Annotated in this window: 22 protein-coding genes and 2 pseudogenes; 2 read left to right on the plus strand and 22 right to left on the minus strand. The window is 48.6% G+C overall.

What is annotated here, in order from left to right:
• Positions 1–92 precede the first annotated feature (92 nt).
• The 4 genes from DXA70_RS05665 to DXA70_RS05680 all read right to left on the minus strand — a co-directional run bounded on the left by DXA70_RS05665 (position 93) and on the right by DXA70_RS05680 (position 2713).
• Entirely contained in the window at positions 93–905 is an 813-nt protein-coding gene (locus DXA70_RS05665; protein ID WP_128117856.1) for a DUF6551 family protein, read from the minus strand.
• Positions 896–1570, minus strand: a complete 675-nt coding sequence (locus tag DXA70_RS05670; protein WP_055186330.1) for a type II toxin-antitoxin system PemK/MazF family toxin — start codon at positions 1568–1570, stop codon at positions 896–898. Before DXA70_RS05670 ends, DXA70_RS05665 begins: the two co-directional genes overlap by 10 nt.
• A gap of 68 nt (positions 1571–1638) precedes the next feature.
• Positions 1639–1866 carry a hypothetical protein gene (locus DXA70_RS05675; RefSeq protein WP_015538297.1) on the minus strand — a complete coding sequence of 76 codons (228 nt, stop codon included), beginning with the start codon at positions 1864–1866 and terminating at the stop codon, positions 1639–1641.
• A 358-nt stretch (positions 1867–2224) separates the two neighbouring features.
• Entirely contained in the window at positions 2225–2713 is a 489-nt protein-coding gene (locus DXA70_RS05680; protein ID WP_117527342.1) for a sigma-70 family RNA polymerase sigma factor, read from the minus strand.
• Between the two features lie 884 nt (positions 2714–3597).
• Between DXA70_RS05680 and DXA70_RS05685 the strand changes: the two genes are divergently transcribed.
• Positions 3598–3960, plus strand: a complete 363-nt coding sequence (locus tag DXA70_RS05685) for a helix-turn-helix transcriptional regulator (protein WP_055186315.1) — start codon at positions 3598–3600, stop codon at positions 3958–3960.
• A 122-nt stretch (positions 3961–4082) separates the two neighbouring features.
• Here the strand turns inward: DXA70_RS05685 and DXA70_RS05690 are convergent, their stop codons facing one another.
• The 10 genes from DXA70_RS05690 to DXA70_RS05735 form a co-directional block, all read right to left on the minus strand.
• The gene (locus DXA70_RS05690; RefSeq protein ID WP_015564162.1) at positions 4083–4304 is read right to left on the minus strand and encodes a hypothetical protein; all 222 of its coding nucleotides are present in this window, start codon (positions 4302–4304) and stop codon (positions 4083–4085) included.
• A gap of 138 nt (positions 4305–4442) precedes the next feature.
• Positions 4443–4868 carry a response regulator transcription factor gene (locus DXA70_RS05695; protein ID WP_117527344.1) on the minus strand — a complete coding sequence of 142 codons (426 nt, stop codon included), beginning with the start codon at positions 4866–4868 and terminating at the stop codon, positions 4443–4445.
• Positions 4869–5370: 502 nt separating this feature from the next.
• Positions 5371–6102 carry an ABC transporter permease gene (locus tag DXA70_RS05700; protein ID WP_179148991.1) on the minus strand — a complete coding sequence of 244 codons (732 nt, stop codon included), beginning with the start codon at positions 6100–6102 and terminating at the stop codon, positions 5371–5373.
• Positions 6103–6115: 13 nt separating this feature from the next.
• The gene (locus DXA70_RS05705; protein ID WP_117527346.1) at positions 6116–6847 is read right to left on the minus strand and encodes an ABC transporter permease; all 732 of its coding nucleotides are present in this window, start codon (positions 6845–6847) and stop codon (positions 6116–6118) included.
• Positions 6840–7763 carry an ABC transporter ATP-binding protein gene (locus tag DXA70_RS05710; protein WP_117527436.1) on the minus strand — a complete coding sequence of 308 codons (924 nt, stop codon included), beginning with the start codon at positions 7761–7763 and terminating at the stop codon, positions 6840–6842. The genes DXA70_RS05705 and DXA70_RS05710 overlap by 8 nt, the downstream gene beginning before the upstream one ends.
• A 17-nt stretch (positions 7764–7780) precedes the next feature.
• On the minus strand, positions 7781–8206 hold the full coding sequence (locus DXA70_RS05715) for a DUF3887 domain-containing protein (RefSeq protein WP_117522863.1): 426 nt from the start codon (positions 8204–8206) through the stop codon (positions 7781–7783).
• 12 nt (positions 8207–8218) lie between these two features.
• Complete coding sequence (locus DXA70_RS05720; protein WP_128117858.1) at positions 8219–8986, minus strand: ABC transporter permease; 768 nt, start codon at positions 8984–8986, stop codon at positions 8219–8221.
• 92 nt (positions 8987–9078) lie between these two features.
• Positions 9079–10002, minus strand: coding sequence for a HAMP domain-containing sensor histidine kinase (locus DXA70_RS05725; RefSeq protein WP_118697709.1), 924 nt, complete (start codon positions 10000–10002; stop codon positions 9079–9081).
• 2 nt (positions 10003–10004) lie between these two features.
• Positions 10005–10706, minus strand: coding sequence for a response regulator transcription factor (locus DXA70_RS05730; RefSeq protein WP_128117859.1), 702 nt, complete (start codon positions 10704–10706; stop codon positions 10005–10007).
• Entirely contained in the window at positions 10699–10887 is a 189-nt protein-coding gene (locus tag DXA70_RS05735; RefSeq protein WP_117527352.1) for a helix-turn-helix domain-containing protein, read from the minus strand. Before DXA70_RS05735 ends, DXA70_RS05730 begins: the two co-directional genes overlap by 8 nt.
• A 147-nt stretch (positions 10888–11034) precedes the next feature.
• Here DXA70_RS05735 and DXA70_RS05740 point away from each other — a divergent pair, with 147 nt between their 5' ends.
• Positions 11035–11400, plus strand: coding sequence for a helix-turn-helix transcriptional regulator (locus tag DXA70_RS05740; protein ID WP_199522854.1), 366 nt, complete (start codon positions 11035–11037; stop codon positions 11398–11400).
• 230 nt (positions 11401–11630) lie between these two features.
• On the opposite strand, the gene DXA70_RS05745 is transcribed toward DXA70_RS05740, so the two are convergent.
• From DXA70_RS05745 to DXA70_RS05785, 8 genes and pseudogenes are all read right to left on the minus strand, one after another.
• Positions 11631–13016, minus strand: a complete 1386-nt coding sequence (locus DXA70_RS05745; RefSeq protein ID WP_128117861.1) for a relaxase/mobilization nuclease domain-containing protein — start codon at positions 13014–13016, stop codon at positions 11631–11633.
• 61 nt (positions 13017–13077) lie between these two features.
• A complete protein-coding gene (locus tag DXA70_RS05750; protein ID WP_128117862.1) occupies positions 13078–13356 on the minus strand; it encodes a hypothetical protein in 279 nt (92 codons plus the stop codon).
• A gap of 108 nt (positions 13357–13464) precedes the next feature.
• Positions 13465–13797 (minus strand): plasmid mobilization relaxosome protein MobC, encoded by a 333-nt coding sequence (locus DXA70_RS05755; RefSeq protein WP_128117863.1) that lies wholly within the window; start codon positions 13795–13797, stop codon positions 13465–13467.
• Positions 13794–16702: pseudogene (locus DXA70_RS05760) on the minus strand (SNF2-related protein); the annotation flags it as partial. The gene DXA70_RS05755 and the pseudogene DXA70_RS05760, both read right to left, overlap by 4 nt.
• A pseudogene (locus DXA70_RS15345) lies at positions 16702–17223 on the minus strand (type IV secretory system conjugative DNA transfer family protein); the annotation flags it as partial. The pseudogenes DXA70_RS05760 and DXA70_RS15345, both read right to left, overlap by 1 nt.
• Positions 17220–17684 (minus strand): PcfB family protein, encoded by a 465-nt coding sequence (locus DXA70_RS05770; protein WP_128117864.1) that lies wholly within the window; start codon positions 17682–17684, stop codon positions 17220–17222. The gene DXA70_RS05770 and the pseudogene DXA70_RS15345, both read right to left, overlap by 4 nt.
• Before the next feature lie 24 nt (positions 17685–17708).
• Positions 17709–18146 (minus strand): DUF3846 domain-containing protein, encoded by a 438-nt coding sequence (locus DXA70_RS05775; protein ID WP_128117865.1) that lies wholly within the window; start codon positions 18144–18146, stop codon positions 17709–17711.
• 135 nt (positions 18147–18281) lie between these two features.
• Complete coding sequence (locus DXA70_RS05785; RefSeq protein WP_128117867.1) at positions 18282–18707, minus strand: hypothetical protein; 426 nt, start codon at positions 18705–18707, stop codon at positions 18282–18284.
• Positions 18708–18742: the final 35 nt, after the last annotated feature.

The following is an 18742-nucleotide window of genomic DNA, read 5'->3' on the forward strand; positions in this document are numbered from 1 at the left end:
GTAAATCGTATATATAGTGGTCTTAATATGTAACAAGGGGCATCTGCGGTTTGCAGATGCCCTTGTGTATATGGGAGGTATGCCTGAAAATATCAGAATTTCATCGGCAGTGCGTCTTTTCTGCACTTGCCATTGTAGGCGGTGTAGATGGGGAAAACGTACTTTTTCCATCCGCGCAGTTTTGCGGGGTCGTCCTGTCCGATGCGGTAGATATCGACCGGGTGGATGCTGCCCAGCGCACGGAGCAGCCGTTCCTCTCTGAACTCGCCGTGGTACAGCTCCACGAAGTGCATCATGCCTTTCAGAACAGATGCCCGGAACGAATCCGGTTTGCCCTCCCATGCTGCCACGATGAGCCGCATCGTTTCACAGTAGAGCGGTTCGCCCATCTGCTTGTAGAGCCGGAAAGCCGTACCAACGCAGCCGATGCGGTAATCGGTCAGCTGCTGGCTGTCATAATTGAGGCTCAATCCCACTCGGTTGGTGGCTGCGAGAAAGGCTTTGGAGATGGCATCGCCGCCCACCACCTTGGCACGGAGCTTGATGCCTGCCGTCAGCGGCGCAGAGAAGCCGTTCTGCTCGGCAAAGAGCAGGGCTTCCTGCTCCACGGTCATGCCCGTGTACACCTTGCAGAGAATCGGCAGATCTTTGCCACCGTTGCGGAGGATGCGCCCCTCGATGGTGTGCTGCCCATCCGTTACGATGAACTGACCGTTGCGGAAACTGACCTTCGGCTCATTTGCCACATATTCGTTGAAGTGGGCGGCAATCAGTTCCACACGCTTGCGCTCCACACCACGCTGATACAGTTCGCGGGGATAGACCAGCTTGCTGCTGTGGATGACCATGAGCTGGTACGGCGGGTTGACATGGATGAAGGGATTGGTGTTGTCTTTCAGGCGCATCGCATTTCCTCCTTGATCCTCCAGATGTACGTTTCGGCTTCTTTCAGGATTTCAGCAACCTGCTGTTTACGCTTCGGGATGGTGAGCAGACTGGGGTTAAATGTGAAGCTGTATTCCAGCCGCTGGATCATTGCGTGTACCGCAGCTTCCAGTTCGGTGTACAGCATCATGTCCTCAACGCTTCCAGCGTCCTCAAAGGACGATTTGATGGGTGTGTAAGGATAGATGGGTGGCTTGCCGTCAACCACCTCAGGCGGGGCGTAAGCCGCCGTAGAGCGGATGATAGGTGGAAGCCGCTGAATGCTTCCCATCGGGTTCAGGGCAAGGCTGGCACGGACAGCATCATCCACCCGGCTCATTTCCTCCGGGGTGAGGTGTCCGAGGAATTTCAGCACCCTGCTTTTGTCTATGGTAAAGATCTGCTCTGCCTGAACGATGGACGGAACGGAGAGAAAATCGTTCACCAGCAGGCAGTGGGTCGGCTGGGTATACTTTTTTGCAGCCTTGCTTGTCAATGTGGCCACGATCAGCGTGGGCGAGTAAAAATTCCCCACATCGTTCTGGAGAACGACTGCCGGACGATTCCCGCTTTGCTCTGAACCGGTGGCGTTGTCGAAACGGGTGAAGAAAATGTCTCCACGCTGGAATTTCCAGTTTTGGATCAAAAGCTGCCCTCCTTTTGCAATATGTACACCGCCCGCTGCACCTCCTTGGCAGTGGGCGGTGTGTTTGTTCAGCGGTTCATCACAACGTAGTCATGACCGCGCCGGGTCTGGCAGACAGTGCAAGTGTCCATGCTCCGGTCTGCGCTGGGAACAATGGCGATTTTGAACGCCTTGGATTCTACAAAACTACAAAGGCAGACACCGCAGAGCGTGCGGATGGACCGAATCATCTCCGGGGTCAGTTCCATTTCCTCGTAGATCGCTTGCTCTAAGGTGGTACGGTCGTTCTCGTTCATAAAACCTCCTATGTAGGACAAAAATGTGGATATATGGAATAAGTAAAAAGAACAGGCGTGGACGAAGACCGAAAACAGCATTCGGCCACGCCTGATTTAATAAGTTAAGGTCTCGCATATTCGCCCTCGGCTCCCTGCGAGTGGGGCATAAACATCTGGCAGCGGACTTGTACCGCTTCATTGGCATTTCAGCCACCCCGTCTGCTTTGTGACCGGGCCGCGAATTACGGAAGTATCATTATCGGAGTACCAGATGACGGAACTATTCAGTTTTCAAAGAACAAGAGTGTAGACATTTCGTTCAGCGGCTTTCGCCATCTGGTGAATTGCCCTTACACTTACGAGCCATCGAGAAGGGTCAATTCGTAGCATTAAAATTGAAGTTTTTCAAAAATTTAGTAATTCTCTTGATTTTTATGCTAATAGTGGGACGGGATACGCCGTAGACTTTAGATATTTCAGTGATGTCGTATCCCTCGTAAGCGTACATGGTGATGATTTCCAAATCTTCGACTTTCAAAGTTTCGAGTGCAGTAAGCAACTGTTCGTTCTCAATCTCACCAATCCATGCAAAACGGCTTTTGGTTTCGTGGTAGGTATCCGTTACGGTAACGGCTTTTTCATACTGCTTGAAGTCGCTGGTTTCCTTGGCTGCACCATCATCGGCAACACCAGAAACCGTCATTGTGTTAGTGATGTAGGCACGTTCGCTATTAAGAACACCCAAATCAAACTCGTACATAGCCTGAATTGCATCTTCGCTCATTCCTGCTTCGCGGTACTGCACACGAAGATGCTCCCACTTTGCGTTCAGCTTGCGACGTTCATTGCCATTATTGAAACTCATGTGTAACCTCCAAATTTTCGATAAAACGTGAAAAGTCGAAAATTCGGAGATGCTACGGATATTTCGCCGCTTGGGGTAGCCATGAAAAGAGGGCAAACATAAAACCTGCTCCTTTTCGGGAGCAGGCCATCTGAAGCTATAAAAATAGCCGGACAACAGCCGACCGAAAGATTGGAGATCTTTCAGTCAAGCTGCTGCCCGGCTATTTGGTGCTACGTTTCATACATCACCCGGAGGTGACGGCCCGTTGCTCGGTGCTAACAGTCCATATTCAGAGTGCGTTGCACCCGATTTTTATGAAACCAATGCTTACTTGGCTCGAATGGAAAGGTTGAGCCATAACATTTCCCGGCAACGCCAGCATTTTATGTGGATGAATCCAGTGCAGTCGGCGGTCATTCGATAGAGCTTTATATTGCACTTGGGGCAAAACTGCCAGTGTTCCGTAATCGCTTCCTTCTTATGATCGAGCATGACTTTCCCTCCCAAATATAAAGTTTGCTGCTGTATCATAGGAGAAACGGTGGACTGCGGCACTTTGGCTCCAAAAGCGCAAAAACGCCAGCCTCCCACAGTGGGAAGCTGGCGCAATATAACACATCGGCACGATTGTGGATGGTGGAACGGAACGATTGTGCTTGCTTCGGGGCGGTCTGGCTTACGGCAGCAGACAGGCTTTTTTTGATGCGTTACCCCAATAAAAAATCACAGTTACCTCCACAAACGGCAACTGTGATTGGATAGCGCGTGAAATCGCCCGGACGAGTTACCGTTTTTTTATAACTCGACCGGGAAACGCAAAAATCGGCACGATAGGACAAAATCACTGGAATGATGATGTTATACCGTTCTTTCCGCAAGAACGATACAATACTATTGAGGTGATGATGATGCCGAATGCGGATGCGATTGCTTTAGGAAAGCAGATAAAGGCTGTCCGAAAAGCAATGAAAATGACACAAGAGCAACTGGCACTGAAAAGTAATGTTTCGGTGAAGTATATCGCCAATATTGAAAATGGAAAACAGAATCCTTCTTTTGACATTTTAAGTTCAATTCTCCATGTTCTGCCACTTTCCTTGGATTCGGTTATCAACCCGAACTTATCAGAAGCAGAGCGCGAATGTCGAGAGTTAGAATCGATTTATTTTGCTTGTCCGCCAGAAATGCGGAAAACTCTGTTGGATGCCACAAGGTCACTCGCAATCCATTTGACAGAACTTTCAGAACAGAACAAAAACACCTAAGCTGCCAGAGTGGACGTTACGCTTCTCTCTGGCGTTCTTTTGTCTGAATACGCAATATTCTAACAGGTCATTCAATAAAATCACGTGAAAAGCAAACGAATTACACAATAATTTTCTCGTAATCAGTCTCGTTGTGGATTTTGAACCTCTTTTTCAATGGCAAGATCATTTTCTAGCGTATCATATAGTTCTTGTGGGGTACGGCATAAGACTGCGTAGAAGTTGATAGGAGCACCCTCATTAAAAAGCCGTACATACCCCCATCGACATGGGAGAACCTCTAAATAGGATGCCGTTTGCAAAAAATCTTCAAACTCTCTCAGAACATCTTCGAAGGATTGCATCTTACCGCCTCCTAAAATCTTTTTTCTATATTTTAGAAAAGATTATTTCCGATTGCAAGGATGTCAATTTTTATCTATCCAGCTAACGATAAAAGCATACTCAAGGTCTAAGTTACCCATTGAGTATGGCTTTTATCGTTATAAGGAATCTTTTTTCACTGAAATGTTCGGCATAAATTGGTAGCCGAGGTTGGAAATCGTTCGAATATAGACAGGTACAGCTCTATCATCCTCGATTTTTTGCCGGATGCGTCCAATTGTATTGGTAACAGCAGTCAGGTAGCTTTCACTATCCTGATGCCACACGGCTTCAAATATCTGCTCTTTTGTAAACAATTGCCCCGGATGCCGTGCCATTAAACTTAAAACGCCATATTCGTAACGGCTCATGTACACTTCCTGTCCGTTTTTGAAAACACGACGGTGTTCTAAGTTTATTTCCAGACCGGGATAATTCAAGGTGTCTGGCGCAGCACGGTTCGTTTCAATCCACTCAAAAATCGTCTGCTCTTGCGGTGGGCAGTGATCCTTCGTGATGCGAACAACAACTTCAATTTTTTGCATACAATAGACAATCCTCCCCCAAAGCCAAATCTATATCACTCGATATGGAAAATCGGGTGTAGCTCGCATTTCCGCATTGACCGTGCACTACGATGCCGTGTGCTTTAGCCGCCGTCGTTTTTGGAATCCCGAAAGTTCAGAGCTGCCATCAGGCATCCAAACGCACCCGCCCAGAGAAGGCCGGTATAGAGCCATCCTTGGAGAATGGCGCAAATCCCCCCTGAGATCAGCAGCAGGATGCCAGCCGTTAAACAGCAGACGTGCCGATAACTGCTCCATCTTAGGTATCCCTTTCTGTGCGAAGATAGTGCTGCACCCGGTGGACGTTCCCGGAACGAACTGCAATGTACCACAAGGATTGAGTCACTGCTCCGGTAGGCATTGGTGTATTCAGCGGCACCAGAAGCAGTGCCGCTCGCACCTTGTAGGGAATATTGTTTTCCGCCATACGACGGCTTTTTTTCTTTTGCCGTCGTCCGGCAGATCATTAGATATATTGCATTTATTTAGTCTTGCGGTTCAATCCTTTCAAAATTAACAATGACAAAATCACACAAACCATCAGAATTACAACGCCGATTAAAACCTGAAACATATTTGCATTATAATAACCAGAGATATTGAAAACGGCTGTCATGGGATATACCGTCTTTAACTGCTGGGACATACTCGCAAATAATCCAGCAAACGAATAAATTTCTGCAAATACCAGAGCCAGCCAATACCCCTTTTTCATCCGCGCTACCAGAGCGATAATAGGCGAAATTGCAAAGAATACGCCTACCCCATCCAGAAAATATATTTTCAGATTTTCTAACACAAGGCCAACGGAAAGTGCTTCTAAATGCAAAACTGCCTCGACAAGAAAGGTAATTGCAAAAAGTAAAAGGTAAATCAGAACGCTGAACACAAAGGCAAGTATCATTTTGGCAAGTGTCAGTTTCACTTCATCTACGGGAATGAGCCGCAGAGATTTTAAGGTATCCTCCTGTTCCTCCCGGCAAATCATATAACTTCCCAATAGGGCAATTACAGCAGGCAGAACATAAAAGGTAGCAAGGGATTGGGCCGCTGTCATAAACCATCCAGCCCCGTCAATATATCGGCGGTCATAGAATGTAAACTGTCCCTGTGCAAAGACGATTAACCCTACCATGACTGTTGCAAACCCAGCAATCCAGAGTATTTTGGAACGGTGGAGTTTCTGGCTCTCCGCCCAAAGCAAATCTTTCATCATTTTTTGCACCTCACTTTCTCCGAACCAATGCCACATTCGCCAATACAGCCGAAGCAGCAGCCCATACACCAATACACAGAAATGCGGCTGGAATATTTAATGGCTGATCGAATACAACACCCGGAATATCATACATAACAATAGCGGTCATACTGGACAGCGGATGTAGGTACATATTCACCATCAAGAGGATAAAGCCGAGGAATGTATAAATCAGCGTCAGGCAAACAGGGAGAATATAGCCCTTTTGCGCTGCGGCAACCGCCAGTACTGGTAACACTGCAAAGGCGGTCAACAGAGAAATTTCCATACACTTCCACAAAAGATAAAGGACACTTTCACCGTCAAATGGAATATAACCGGATAGTACGCCGGTCAGAATGGACGCCGTTGCGGTGACTAGCATAAAGCAAATGGAATACACCAGCACCACAGCAAACTTGCTGAAAAAGTATGCCATTTTATTGACCGGTACAATCCAAAGCTGTTTGAGCATATCATACTGGTTTTCGTTATACATCAGCATGGTACACAACATCCCCAGCACTACCGGTAGGATGATCCACGGGGTATAGCTGAACGCTGTCCATTTGTAAAACATAATGGGGTCCACACCGGTTCCTTTAACACTTGAAAAGTAAAATACGGCAGCCAGTGGCATAAAGAGCGCCGCCAGCAGCATGAGCCAGATAAACTTTCTCCGGCGCAGTTTTAGAAATTCAACTTGTATAAGTTTAAGCAATTCCCTCTCCCCCTGTGATCTGTTTGAAATAATCCTCAAGGGTATCATTGCAGATTTGGGAGCTGATAACAGCTACATCCTGCACCACAAGGGCCTTGTTGATTGCCGCCATATCCAGTGCGGTGTCATAAAGCCGCAGGTTGTGTTCGTCCTGCACCGCATAATCGGTCACATGGAATTGCCTTTCCAAAATTAAAGAGGCTTTTGGAATATCCGACACTTGAAGCTGGATGTATTTCCGATTTTTCTTTTCTAATTCATCCATGCTGCTTTCTTCCAGCAGAACCCCGTGGTCGATAATGCCTATATCATCTGCCAACAGTGAAATTTCGGAAAGTATATGGCTGGAAATTAGGATGGTTTTGCCACGCTCCACACTTAAATTCTTAATAAAGTTCCTCACTTCGGCTATACCGATAGGGTCAAGTCCGTTGGTCGGCTCGTCCAAAATCAAAAGCTCCGGGTCATGCAGAATAGCGTTGGCAATACCGAGGCGTTGCTTCATGCCGAGGGAATACTTACTGAACAGCTTTTTGTCCTTGTAGGGCAATCCCACAACTTCCAGCGCGTTCTTGACGGCATTGGGCTGGGGTGTCCCTCGCAACTTCGCAAAAATTTCAAGGTTTTCTGTGCCGGTCAGATTCGGATAAAAACCGGGAGTTTCGATGATGGCCCCAATACGGGGATAAATGCGTTTCTCATGGCCTTTGATGTTCTGTCCGAACACATCCACTTCGCCGGAAGTGATTGGTGTAAGGCCCAAAATCATTTTCATAATTGTGGTTTTACCGGCTCCGTTGCGTCCTAAAAGTCCATAAATCCGACCCGGTTTCACATGAAGATTCACAGAATTAACGGCAGTTTGTTCCCCGTAAATCTTTGTCAGCTTTTTGGTTTCAATCACAAGATCACTCATAAAAATACCTCGCTTTCTCATTTTGTTTCGTTCTTCCAGATAACATAGTTGTAAAGGCTGCCATCCGGGAAATAGTTGATGAATACTTTGAAATTGCCTTTGTCACAAGGAATGACAAATTCAACACGGATTTGGTCAGAGTGTTCCGGCACATAGCAGGACACATCCGGGGAAGTGTTCTTCGGCAGCCCACCCAGCTTATCGACTTCTTCTTCCCATGTTTCCTGTATCGTTTCCGCAGAAATATTGTCCTGTACGCCCTGCGGCAACGCATTGAAGAAAGTTTCAAAATCTCCATCCATCATTTGGTTAAAGTATTCGGTTGCTTCTTCCGTAATGGCCTGTTGGTCGGGAGCCTCGCCGGAAGATGGAGCGGCCTGCTGGCAGGCACAAAGAGAAAAAACAAGCAGAATACCGAGTAATAAACAACTCAATCGTTTCATAGGTCTTTCCTTTCAGTAAGATTGCTTTTTTAGAGCCACTACGGATGCGGCGGCAAATGTAGCACCGATCAAGAGCAGCGAACCGACACAAACAAGCGGCGAAGTATTGAATAAAACGCCTTGCATCAGGCTTTCTACCATAGCTGCGGCCGCTTCGGAAATATGGGGATAAATCCCCATCACGCTTGCCAGCGGGTGTATTCCCGTAAGATAAGCCGGGGCAATGACTACGGGAATCAGATAAAGCAGCGTTGCGCCAATGGGCAAGATATATCCCTTTGACAGCGCGGAAAGAAACACAATCGGAAGCATGGCTATGGGAATCAGAATACCACCTGCCAGATACAAAAGACCAGCGTCCATCAGTGTTTGGGCGTTCAGATCGGGAAAGCCTCCGGCAATCAGCCCACCGACAACACACAAAAGAAAAGTAATCAGGCACAGTCCTACGGACATCAGAATAACCACAGCGACCTTTGAAAAGTATAGCTGTGCTTTTGTAATAGGGATGATAAGCAGTTCTTTTATCGTGTCATTTTTGTGTTCATCGAAAAACAGTGTCGTTGCAAACATTCCCAGCACAATCGGCAGAAACAGGCTGGACAGATTCTTAAAGGCCAGTGTATAAAGGTCGCCAAAACTATCCATAAAGGGACTGCTCCTTGAAATGCTGCAAGCCCTTTCAATCGCAAACACTCCAAGCAGAAGTGTTAGAGCCAAAATGCACCAGACAATTTTATTCCGTTTCCATTTCTGGATTTCAGTTGTAATAATCGTCATACGGTTTCCTCCTTTCATGGTTCCAATTATAAAACGCAAACCTTGCCATAACCTTGCCGAGATAAAATTTTTTCAAAAAAAGCTCTGTGGGATCACAGAGCTTTCGGAAGTATGATGATAAAGGTTGTTCCGTTTCCGGGAACACTAGCGGCTGTAATCGTTCCTTTATGAATACTGACTAACTCTTTGGCAATCGAAAGGCCCAGCCCGTTCCCTTTGGCAGAACGGGAGTGATCGCATTGATACATCCGTTCAAAGATATGCGGGAGGTCAGAGGCGGCAATCCCGTTGCCGTTATCAGCAACAACGATTTTTGCCTGCTGCTCAGTTTCAGTCACGGTCAGGAAAACTTTGCTTGCATCACTGTGCGTCAGGATATTTTGCAGTAAATTATTGAGAATACGAGTGTAGGCGGTAGAGTCAACACGTGTCATGTATTCTGTTTCGGGTATCTCAATTTCATAGCTAAGATCGTGGTTTTCCAGCAGCGGCACCCAATCAGCCATGATGTCACGGGAAAGCTCATTCAGGTCGCAGACCTCAAAATGAAAAATCTGTTCCCCGGCATCCAGCTTCACCCATTCAAACAGGGCGGTCACAAAATCTTTCAGGTGGTGGGCTTTTTCCATAGCCACCCGAATGTATTCTTCCTTCTCAGCTCCTGTTACCATCTTGCTTTCCACAGCCTCCAAATATCCAACCAGAGAAGCAAGAGGGGTTTTTACATCATGGGAAAGGCTTGTCATAAGCCGTTTATAAGCCTGTTCGGATTGCTTTTGCTGTATAAGCCGAGATTGGCTGCTCATGGCAATCTCGTTAATATCATAACAGATTTGTTTTGTCAGGTCGCTTTCCCGCGCCAATACACGGCGGTTCAAATTCCCGGCTTTTATATCGTTTAGGGCATCCCTAATAAGAAAAAGCTGACCACGGACGCGGTGAAGTTTTCCCAAAAGATAGCTGATTACCAGCAAAGCAATCAATAAGGACAACAATAGATAAAGGTTAATTTCCATGCTCATGCCTCCTTGTTAAAGCGATACCCTACACCGCGGACAGTCTGAATATAAAAAGGTTGTTCTGGATTTGGCTCGATTTTTTTTCGCAGTTTACTGATAAATGCCATGAGGTTATTGTCGTCAAAATCATATTCTTCTGTCCACACCTGCGTATAAAGTTGTTTTTTAGTAAAGACCCGACCCTTGTTGGACGCCAAAAATAGAAGCAAATCAAACTCTTTGCCGGTCAAGTCTACCGGGAGATTTTGAACCGTTACGGTTCGGTTGATTTTATCAATTAACATATCTTTCAGAAGCATGGTGGCGGCTTCGTTTCCGGTCACAGGGTTTAAGGTGGTATAGCGCCGGATTAGAGAATTGACACGAGCCATCAGTTCGTTAATTCCAAACGGCTTTGTCAGATAATCGTCCGCTCCCAGCCGCAGACCAGAAACCTTATCTTCTTCGTCGCTTTTGGCGGTCAGCATCAGCACCGGCACATTGTTTTTCTCTCGGATTTTCTGCAATACTTGAAACCCGTTCATATCTGGCATCATCACATCCAGAATAATTAGTGAACAGGTATCCTTGTTTTTTTTCAATAGCCTCAGACCCTCTAAGCCGCCATGTGCTACTACCGCAGATAAATTTTCTTGTTCCACACATTTTTTCATCAAGGCACAAAGTTTCTTGTCATCGTCTATAATCAAAACACTATTCATGTTTCAGCAACCTCCCTTGTTTTGTCCGGCCATCAATCGGCTTTTCCGCAGCTTTAGGGATCAGCCAAACACCAGCCATTTTCACAGCGCCGGGGATACGCCCACCGGCGCAATAATAATTTACCCTACGAGGTGTCACGCCCCACTTCTCGGCGGCCTCTTTCAATGTCATATAGTCCATTTCGCACCTCCACAGAGTACATTATAGTTCTTTATCTCGAATAGTACAAGTTGGAGGCTGCATATTGATGAAATGAAATACTACTTTGTGTAAAATCTCATTACATTCTCATAACCCGACCCGAAATGTACAATGATATAGGGTGATATGAGAATGAACCAAGAAGAAAGAAGGTTTGACTTTCACGGCCTCGGGGCGGCTCTCAAACGAGCCAGAGAAGAAAAGGGATGGACACAAGCCTATGTTGCGGAATTAGTAGACCGTGACTCCCGTACCATTATGAATATTGAGAACAAAGGTCAGTATCCCAGTTTCGACCTTTTTGTTAAACTCATTACCATGTTTGACGTTTCAGTTGACCAGTTTATTTATGCGGACGGAGGGGCAAGGTCAAGCTCTTGCAGAAAGCACATTGATGTGCTCCTAAATTCTATGAATGAAAAAGAGCTTGTTGTAATAGAAGCCACAGCCGAGGGCATTAAGAAAGCCAGAGAAACGGAAGTTCCAGAATAAGGGCCTCTGTTTTTTTACGCCATTTTAAGGGCTGTCGCTAAGTGGCAAGCAGGGCGTCCGTATATACAAACGCCATTTTTGCGTTGCAAAATGCTTGTTGGGATAGTCCCAAACCCTTTGTGTACTGCATCCGCCGGATGCAGGCTGCGCATTTGTGCCAAATGCTTCTATAACGAAAAAGAACACCGAGGACTCTCCCCAAAATGGGAAGAATCCTCGGCGTTTTCTGTTTAGCGGGTCTGCGATTTTTCCTTGGGGTCTTTTTCCTCGGCGAAGAACAGCTCTACATTCTTCTGTGCTTTTTTCAATTCCTGCATTTCATCCCGTGCCTTACGGTAGGCTGGATAAGCAGCTTTCTTTTGAGAAAGCAGTGCAGCGTATTCGGCATCCAGTTCTTTTACCTTTGTCAACTTTTTCAAACTCGCTTCGTCAAAAGCGGCTTTTGCCGCCTTGTGCAGCGTGATTTGTTCCCGGTGTTCTTCCAAAAACTTCTTGCTGTACCAAGCCTTACGGTAGGCATCATACACAGGTCGTGTCCTAGCGTAGTTGACGATGTGCGCCCGCAGGACTGCAATCTCTGCCATACGTTGCTCTGCGGCCTTGATGAAATCGCCCAATTCGTGATACTGTGCAGTCGCTGCATTTACTCGCTCCTGCATTTCTTCGATGCTGCCGATTTTATTTTCCTGTAAGAAAATCAGGGTCTTGGACATTTCTTTCAGATTATAGCGTTTTGCCCACCGTGCGTAGCCTTCGCCTTTGCCCTCGGAGAGTTTTGCCTGAATGTCCACCAACAGGTGGAACGGCTGTTCTTTTGGCGGCTGCTTCTGATGTGGGCGGTGTTCTGCTTCTCCGGCGATGACCGCCTTGATTTCATCTTCGCTGTATCCTGCGCCCAATGTGCGAAAACGGATAAAGCGTTTCTGGCGTGCACCTTTGACCGAGGTGTGCTTTCCTCGTTTGACCTCATAACCTTGTTGTTCCAGCTTTTGAAGAAAGATTTCAAAGTCCACAGGCTTCTCGTTCAGTAGGATGCCGTCAATTACAGAACACAGCTTGTCACGATTGCTTTCTTTGGGTGGATAAAGTGTGCGCTTTTGCCGCTCCCGATACGGCTTGATTTCAATGACGGACAGCTGATGTTCCAGACAAATCAAATCGCTCAACCGCTGCACCGCCAGCCCGGACAACAAAAAATCCCGGAATTTCCGGGTGCTGTCCAGCGCAGTGGAGTTATAAATAATGTGGTTGTGGATGTGCTCCCGGTCCGTGTGGGTGGCAACGATAAACGCATACTTACCCTTGGTAAACCGCATGGCAAGCTCATAACCGACCTTGTTGGCTTCCTCGGCAGTGATCTCGCCGGGTTTGAACGACTGCCGGATCTGATAGGCAATCACGTCACTTTTTTGTCTGCGCCCAGTGACAAGTTCATACTGCCGTTTGGACAGCATGAATTCTTCATCCACCGTCAAAGGACTGCACTCATAGCTGCTGACCAACTCTCCCTTATTCGTTTTGTCAGGATTCTGCGCATAGTCCGTGCGGCTTTTCAGGCAGGCCGCAACCGACTTGCCCTTGTTTTTGTGCAGCGCAATCAGCCGTGTCGCGGCCATCCTAAATCACCCCCATAAAAGAAAAAGCCGCCCGAAGGCGGCAAAAGGTTGAAAATGCTCCTTACAGTTCGGCCAACCACTCACTGAACCGCCCGATGCCCTCGGTGATGGCAGTTGCACCGAAAAAGAGGATGAAGCAGATGAACTCGGCCACCAGCAGGATAAGAAATTGATCCCAAGTCTGGCGATAGGCAGTGTAGATGCCGCAACCAAAGATGTAGAGCATCAGCGGAGCAACTACATAGCTGGACAGGGTTAGCAGCCACCTTGCCATCAGAGCTAGAAAGGCCACAAAGAGAGAAATCGGGAAAAGAACAATTTTCTTCAGCATAGACATCATATCAAGCACTTCCTTTCTGTTCGCCTTTATTATAAAGGTGTCGACTACTACGTTGCAAGGATGTCAAGCATTATATGTACCCCCGCAGTCCTCCAACTGCGGGAATTTTTATAGCTCTGCCAGCTTGGAAAGAATTTGCTTGCCAATGTCAATCAGTTCATCCAGACGCTGCCGCAGATCTTCCATGTCGGCGGCGTAGACCTTGCCGCACTCGTTGGCACGCTTGGCGTACTGATTCAGATTGTTGCTGCAATTCTGGAGCAGATAAGCCATTCGGCGTAGCTGCGGCAGATCGAGATTCAGGCAGTATCCATCCAATGCCATTTTGCGAATATAGGCACTCAGGCTGCGGATGCCCATACTGAGCATCTTTTCATAGATACGGTTCTTTTCTGTTTTGCTCAAGCGCAGGATGATGGTTTCATCCCGCTTTTCTTTCATCGCGCATCACCATCCTTATCATAATAGCTGCGGAACGGTTTGACAGGCTCCGGCTGATTAGTCTTTTCCCCCAGTGCAGCCAGCACAGACGGACGAGTTGCAGGTGTTTCGGTTTCCTCGGTTTCTTCGGGAGCATCCTGCGAGGAACTGCGGTCACGGTCGATGTTCAGCAAGGCGTTCAATTCAGCAAGGCGGGCAGACTTTTCGGCCAGTTCTTCCTCCTGTGCAAAGGCTTTGCCACTTCGACCTCTGCGGCCCGCTTCTGCTGTTCAAGGTTTTGCAGAGCATTTTCGGCATCTGCAATACGGTCAGCGAAATTGTCAATGGCATTGTCCAGACGAATGATGTTGCCGCGCGCATCATCGCCCAGCGACACCGGGTAACTCAACTCTGCCCGGAGTACGGCCTGATGCTCATTTTTGAAGCTGTCGAATCGAATGTTCAGTTCAAAGCCACGGTAGGTGCCCAGCAGCATCATATCAGCATTGGGCATCTCCTGCCGAGCCAGCAGCAGCCGTTCGCCTGCAGCCTTTTTGTCATCGTACACCATGCCCTTGATGGTCATGCCGCAGAAGCTTTTCTTTGTCCTGCGGGTGTGCTGCTGCAATCTGTGAATCCTGTTGTAAAGCAGCAATGCGGGTTTTCTGTTTCTGGATCTCCTCTGGGAAAGTTTTGAGCAGCTTATCCTCCAGACGATATTTCTGATTCTGGAAGTCTCCGCGCAGCACCTTCAATTTTGCTACCTGCACGTCCAAGTCCATCTTTTCCCGGATGCGAGGGTCGCCTGCACACAGAGCCTTGATTTCTGCGTAAGATAAAGCCTGTTCGTCAATATCATCGCAAGATCGCATAGGCGATTTGCTCGTCATGATCTGTGAGATAAACTTCTGTTTATTCTCAAGGGTCTGATAGAGGTAGGCGTCAAATGTCGATTCCGTGACGTAATTATAGACGTACACTTGTTTGTTTTGATTGCCTTGACGGATGATTCTGCCATTGCGCTGGGTCATATCAGACGGACGCCAGCCTACATCCAGATGATGCACCGCCACAAGCAGCGTCTGGACGTTGGTGCCAGCTCCCATCTTTGCAGTGCTGCCCAGCAACACACGCACCTGTCCGCTGCGTACCTTGGAGAAAAGTTCTGCTTTCTTGTTCTCTGTATCTGCGTTGTGGATGAACTCGATCTCCTGTTCGGGCACACCGGCGTTGAGCAGCTTGGAGCGGATATCATCATAGACGTTGAACGAACCGTCCCCCTTGGGAGTAGACATATCGCAGAAAATCAGCTGGGTCAGCTTCTGCTCTTTGGTGTCGTTCCAGATGCGCAGGACGTTGTTGACGCAGGCATTTAACTTGCTGTTGGGGTCATCGGGCAGAGCGGAATTCATCAACCGCTGGTCAAGACCGATTTTGCGGCCATCCGACGTAATTTTCAACATATTATCCACAGAAGGGTCAACAGAACCGCTGTGGACTTCGGCTGCACGTTCGCTCAACGCCTGCACCATGTCCTGCTGGATTTCCGAAGGCTTGACCACTACGGTTTCAAATTTAGCTTGGGGCACTGGCAGGTTCAACTGGTCGCTGGTCTTGATATCCGCCGCTTCTTTGAACATCGCCATCAGTTCAGGTAAGTTGAAGAACTTCGCAAAACGAGTGCGTGCACGGTATCCGGTGCCTTCGGGCGCAAGTTCAATGGCCGTGGTCGTCTCACCGAAGGTGGATGCCCACGCATCAAAATGGGTCAGCCCTTTCTGCTGCAAGGTGTTGTACTGGAGATAGCGCATGAGGGTGTACATCTCGGTCATGCTGTTACTCAGGGGCGTACCCGTTGCAAAAATCACGCCACGGCCTCCGGTGATTTCATCCAGATAGCGGCACTTGCCGAACATATCGCTGGATTTTTGCGCCTCGCTCGTGCTCAAACCTGCGACATTACGCATTTTCGTGTACAAGTAGAGGTTCTTAAACGCTTGGCTCTCGTCTACAAACAACCTGTCTACGCCCAATTGTTCAAACGTAACCACATCATCTTTACGGTCTGTGCCTTGCAGCTTTTCCAATTTCTGTTTCAAAGACTTGCGCAGCTTTTCCAGCTGCTTTACCGTGAAATGCTCGCCAACCTGCGCTTTCGCTTCTTCGATGGCCTCCTCGATTTCATCCATCTGTTCCTGAATCAGACGCTCCTGTCGTTCTGCGGACAAGGGTATCTTTTCAAACTGGCTGTGTCCGATGATAACCGCATCATAATCACCGGTCGCAATTCTCGCACAGAATTTTTTGCGATTACCGGGTTCAAAATCTTTTTTGCTGGTGACCAGCAGCTTTGCATTGGGGTACAGGCGTAAAAATTCGCTGGCCCATTGTTCCGTCAAATGGTTTGGTACGACAAAAAGACTTTTCTGACACAAGCCCAGACGTTTCAGTTCCATAGCGGAAGCCGCCATCTCAAAACTCTTGCCAGCACCGACTTCGTGCGCCAAAAGGGTGTTGTACCCATACAGCACATGGGCAACCGCATTGCGCTGATGCTCTCGCAAATTGATCTCCGGGTTCATGCCCACAAAATGAATATGACTTCCATCATACTCACGGGGTCGGGTGCTGTTAAAAAGCTCGTTGTACTTTTTTACCAGTAGGGCGCGTCGCTGTGGATCTTTCCAGACCCAGCCAGCAAATGCGTCCTTGATGGCCTGCTGTTTCTGCTGGGCGAGGGTGGTTTCGTTTTGATTCAGCACACGCTTTTCTTTACCATCCTCCTCGATGGTATCATAAACGCGGCTATCACGCAAATTCAAGGTGTCTTCCAAAATCTTGTAAGCATTGGCCCTGCGGGTACCGTAGGTTCAGTGGCCATAATGTCACCAAAGCCAGTAGCAGATTTATTGCTGATCCGCCATTCGGGTCTGTTACCACATAGGAGCTGTGGCATTGTAAAAGGTTGGGCTTGAGCCAAAACCGGGTCTTGCCGCTGCCGGAGCCGCCCACCACCAGCACGTTTTTGTTCCGGGCGTTCTTGGGGTCCGGCGGGCGATTGCTCATCATCAGCCGTTCCGTTTTGGTCAGGATAATGTTGTCTGCAAACTTGGGTGCCATGAACGGCTCAATATCCTTGGTGGTGCCCCACCGGGCAGAGCCGTACTCCATGCCGTGGCGGTACTTCTTGGCGTTTTTACCACGCAAATAAACTGCCAGCCGTAACCCTGCACCGCAGCACAAGCCCACCAGCAGATCCAGCGGATGCAAGCTGGGCAGCGGGTTCGCAAATGCCAGCGGGACAGTGCCCATCATGGACATGATCTTATCGCCCAGTTCTTTGCCCTCGGCAAGCCGCCACGCTTCACCGAAGTTCGTTGCCGCCAGTCCCAGCAAAATATAGGGCAGATACAGCGCCAGCAGCTTTGTCAGCTTTTTCGTGGTCACAGTCCACGCTCCTGTTCCTTGTGCCGGACTTTGCCGGGGAGTTCTGCCGCTGCCTGCACCAGCTCATGCAGTTTTGCCAGCACCGAGGGGCGTTTGTCTTGGTTCAGCAGAGATGCCGAATACTCTTTGAACGCCGAGTGAAAGGCTTCCGCGTCTGGGGCTTTGAAAAAGACCAGATACCGGGGCGGCACCTCGGAGGTGTCCTTGCGGATGGCGTAGTCGATGCCGTACTTTTTGGCATAGCGTTCCAGCCCACGAATGCCGGTCTTGCTGATCTCCACGCTGGACACACCCCGGTTTTGCCGCAGAAGGGTGCGGACGCTTTGCTTACCTTGGGATGCTTTGGACTGGTACAGCCGAAACGCCGCCTTTACCGCCCGGAGGACAGTCCGGGCGGACAGCTTTGTGGTGGAGATCATAATGTTGAATGACTTCTGTTCGATTTCTTCCTGCACTGCCATCACCTCCCGTGCAGCAGGGTGATTTTAGCGGTCATGCTCTGCCGTGGGCTTGGTGCGGGGCTTTTCTGCCGGAGGTTCATCCGGCACCGGCAGCACCAGCAGACGGTTGCCCAGCTTCAGAAAGGCTTCCGGCTGATGGAAAAGCTGCTCATACTTCTGTGCCATCTCCGGGGTCAGGGATGCAAAATCCTCCTCGCCCAGACCCACCACCAGAAAGTCTCCGGCAACGGCATCATACATTTCTCCGTTTTCATCCCGAAGGGCACGATTCAGGGGCAGACCCATGAGCTTGCCGTCATCGTTATAAACGATGGCAACCGGATCTTCAAATGGGTAGCTTGCGCCGATGGAGCCGCCCACCGCCTGCTGCAAGGCTTTCAGGTCGTTATCGATCTCGACCTGCTGCGGATACTGCCCCGGTGCAATTTTCAGCACCGACAAGGTGTTCTCGTTCTGTTCCATTATCGTCCTCCTCGAATTTGATAGAGATCTCCTGCCCGGCATGGGCGGCGTTCAACAGAGCTGCAACAAAGAAGCCGAAAAAAGCGCCGGCTTCAAAAAATGCGAAACCGATAAAAAAGTTCAGCATGGCACACCTCAGTCGATACAGATGCAGGGCAGCTTCTGGCCGTCAGCCATCAGGGTAACGCTGTGGCGCATCAGGTACTTCTGAAAGAGGTAGACCTGATCGATCGTCAGCGAGATGAACTCGCCATCCATATTGGTGCGCACCAGAATGACCGGACCGGTCAGATAGTGCTTGCCCGCCAGTTTCAGCACCTGCGCCGGGTTGTAGCTGAGCAGCAGCGAGCTGTCGGGGATGTTCAGGTACGCATCATCCTCGTCAAAGCAGGGCAGAATGTCGGGAGCCTCGTCCAGCGTGATGACTGTCAGTTCCATATCCGGGGCGATGGCAGCAAAATAGATCTCGCCACTGCTCCTGCTCTCCGACAGTGCCGCACAGATGTGCATATCAATGGTGACTTCCTCGGAACGAATAATGGGATTAGAATCATTTTTCATTGGCATTTTCTCCTTTTTTCTAAAGAAAAAGACCC

Source organism: Faecalibacterium sp. OF04-11AC (assembly GCF_003460645.1).
GTDB classification, from domain to species: Bacteria; Bacillota; Clostridia; order Oscillospirales; family Ruminococcaceae; genus Faecalibacterium; species Faecalibacterium prausnitzii_I.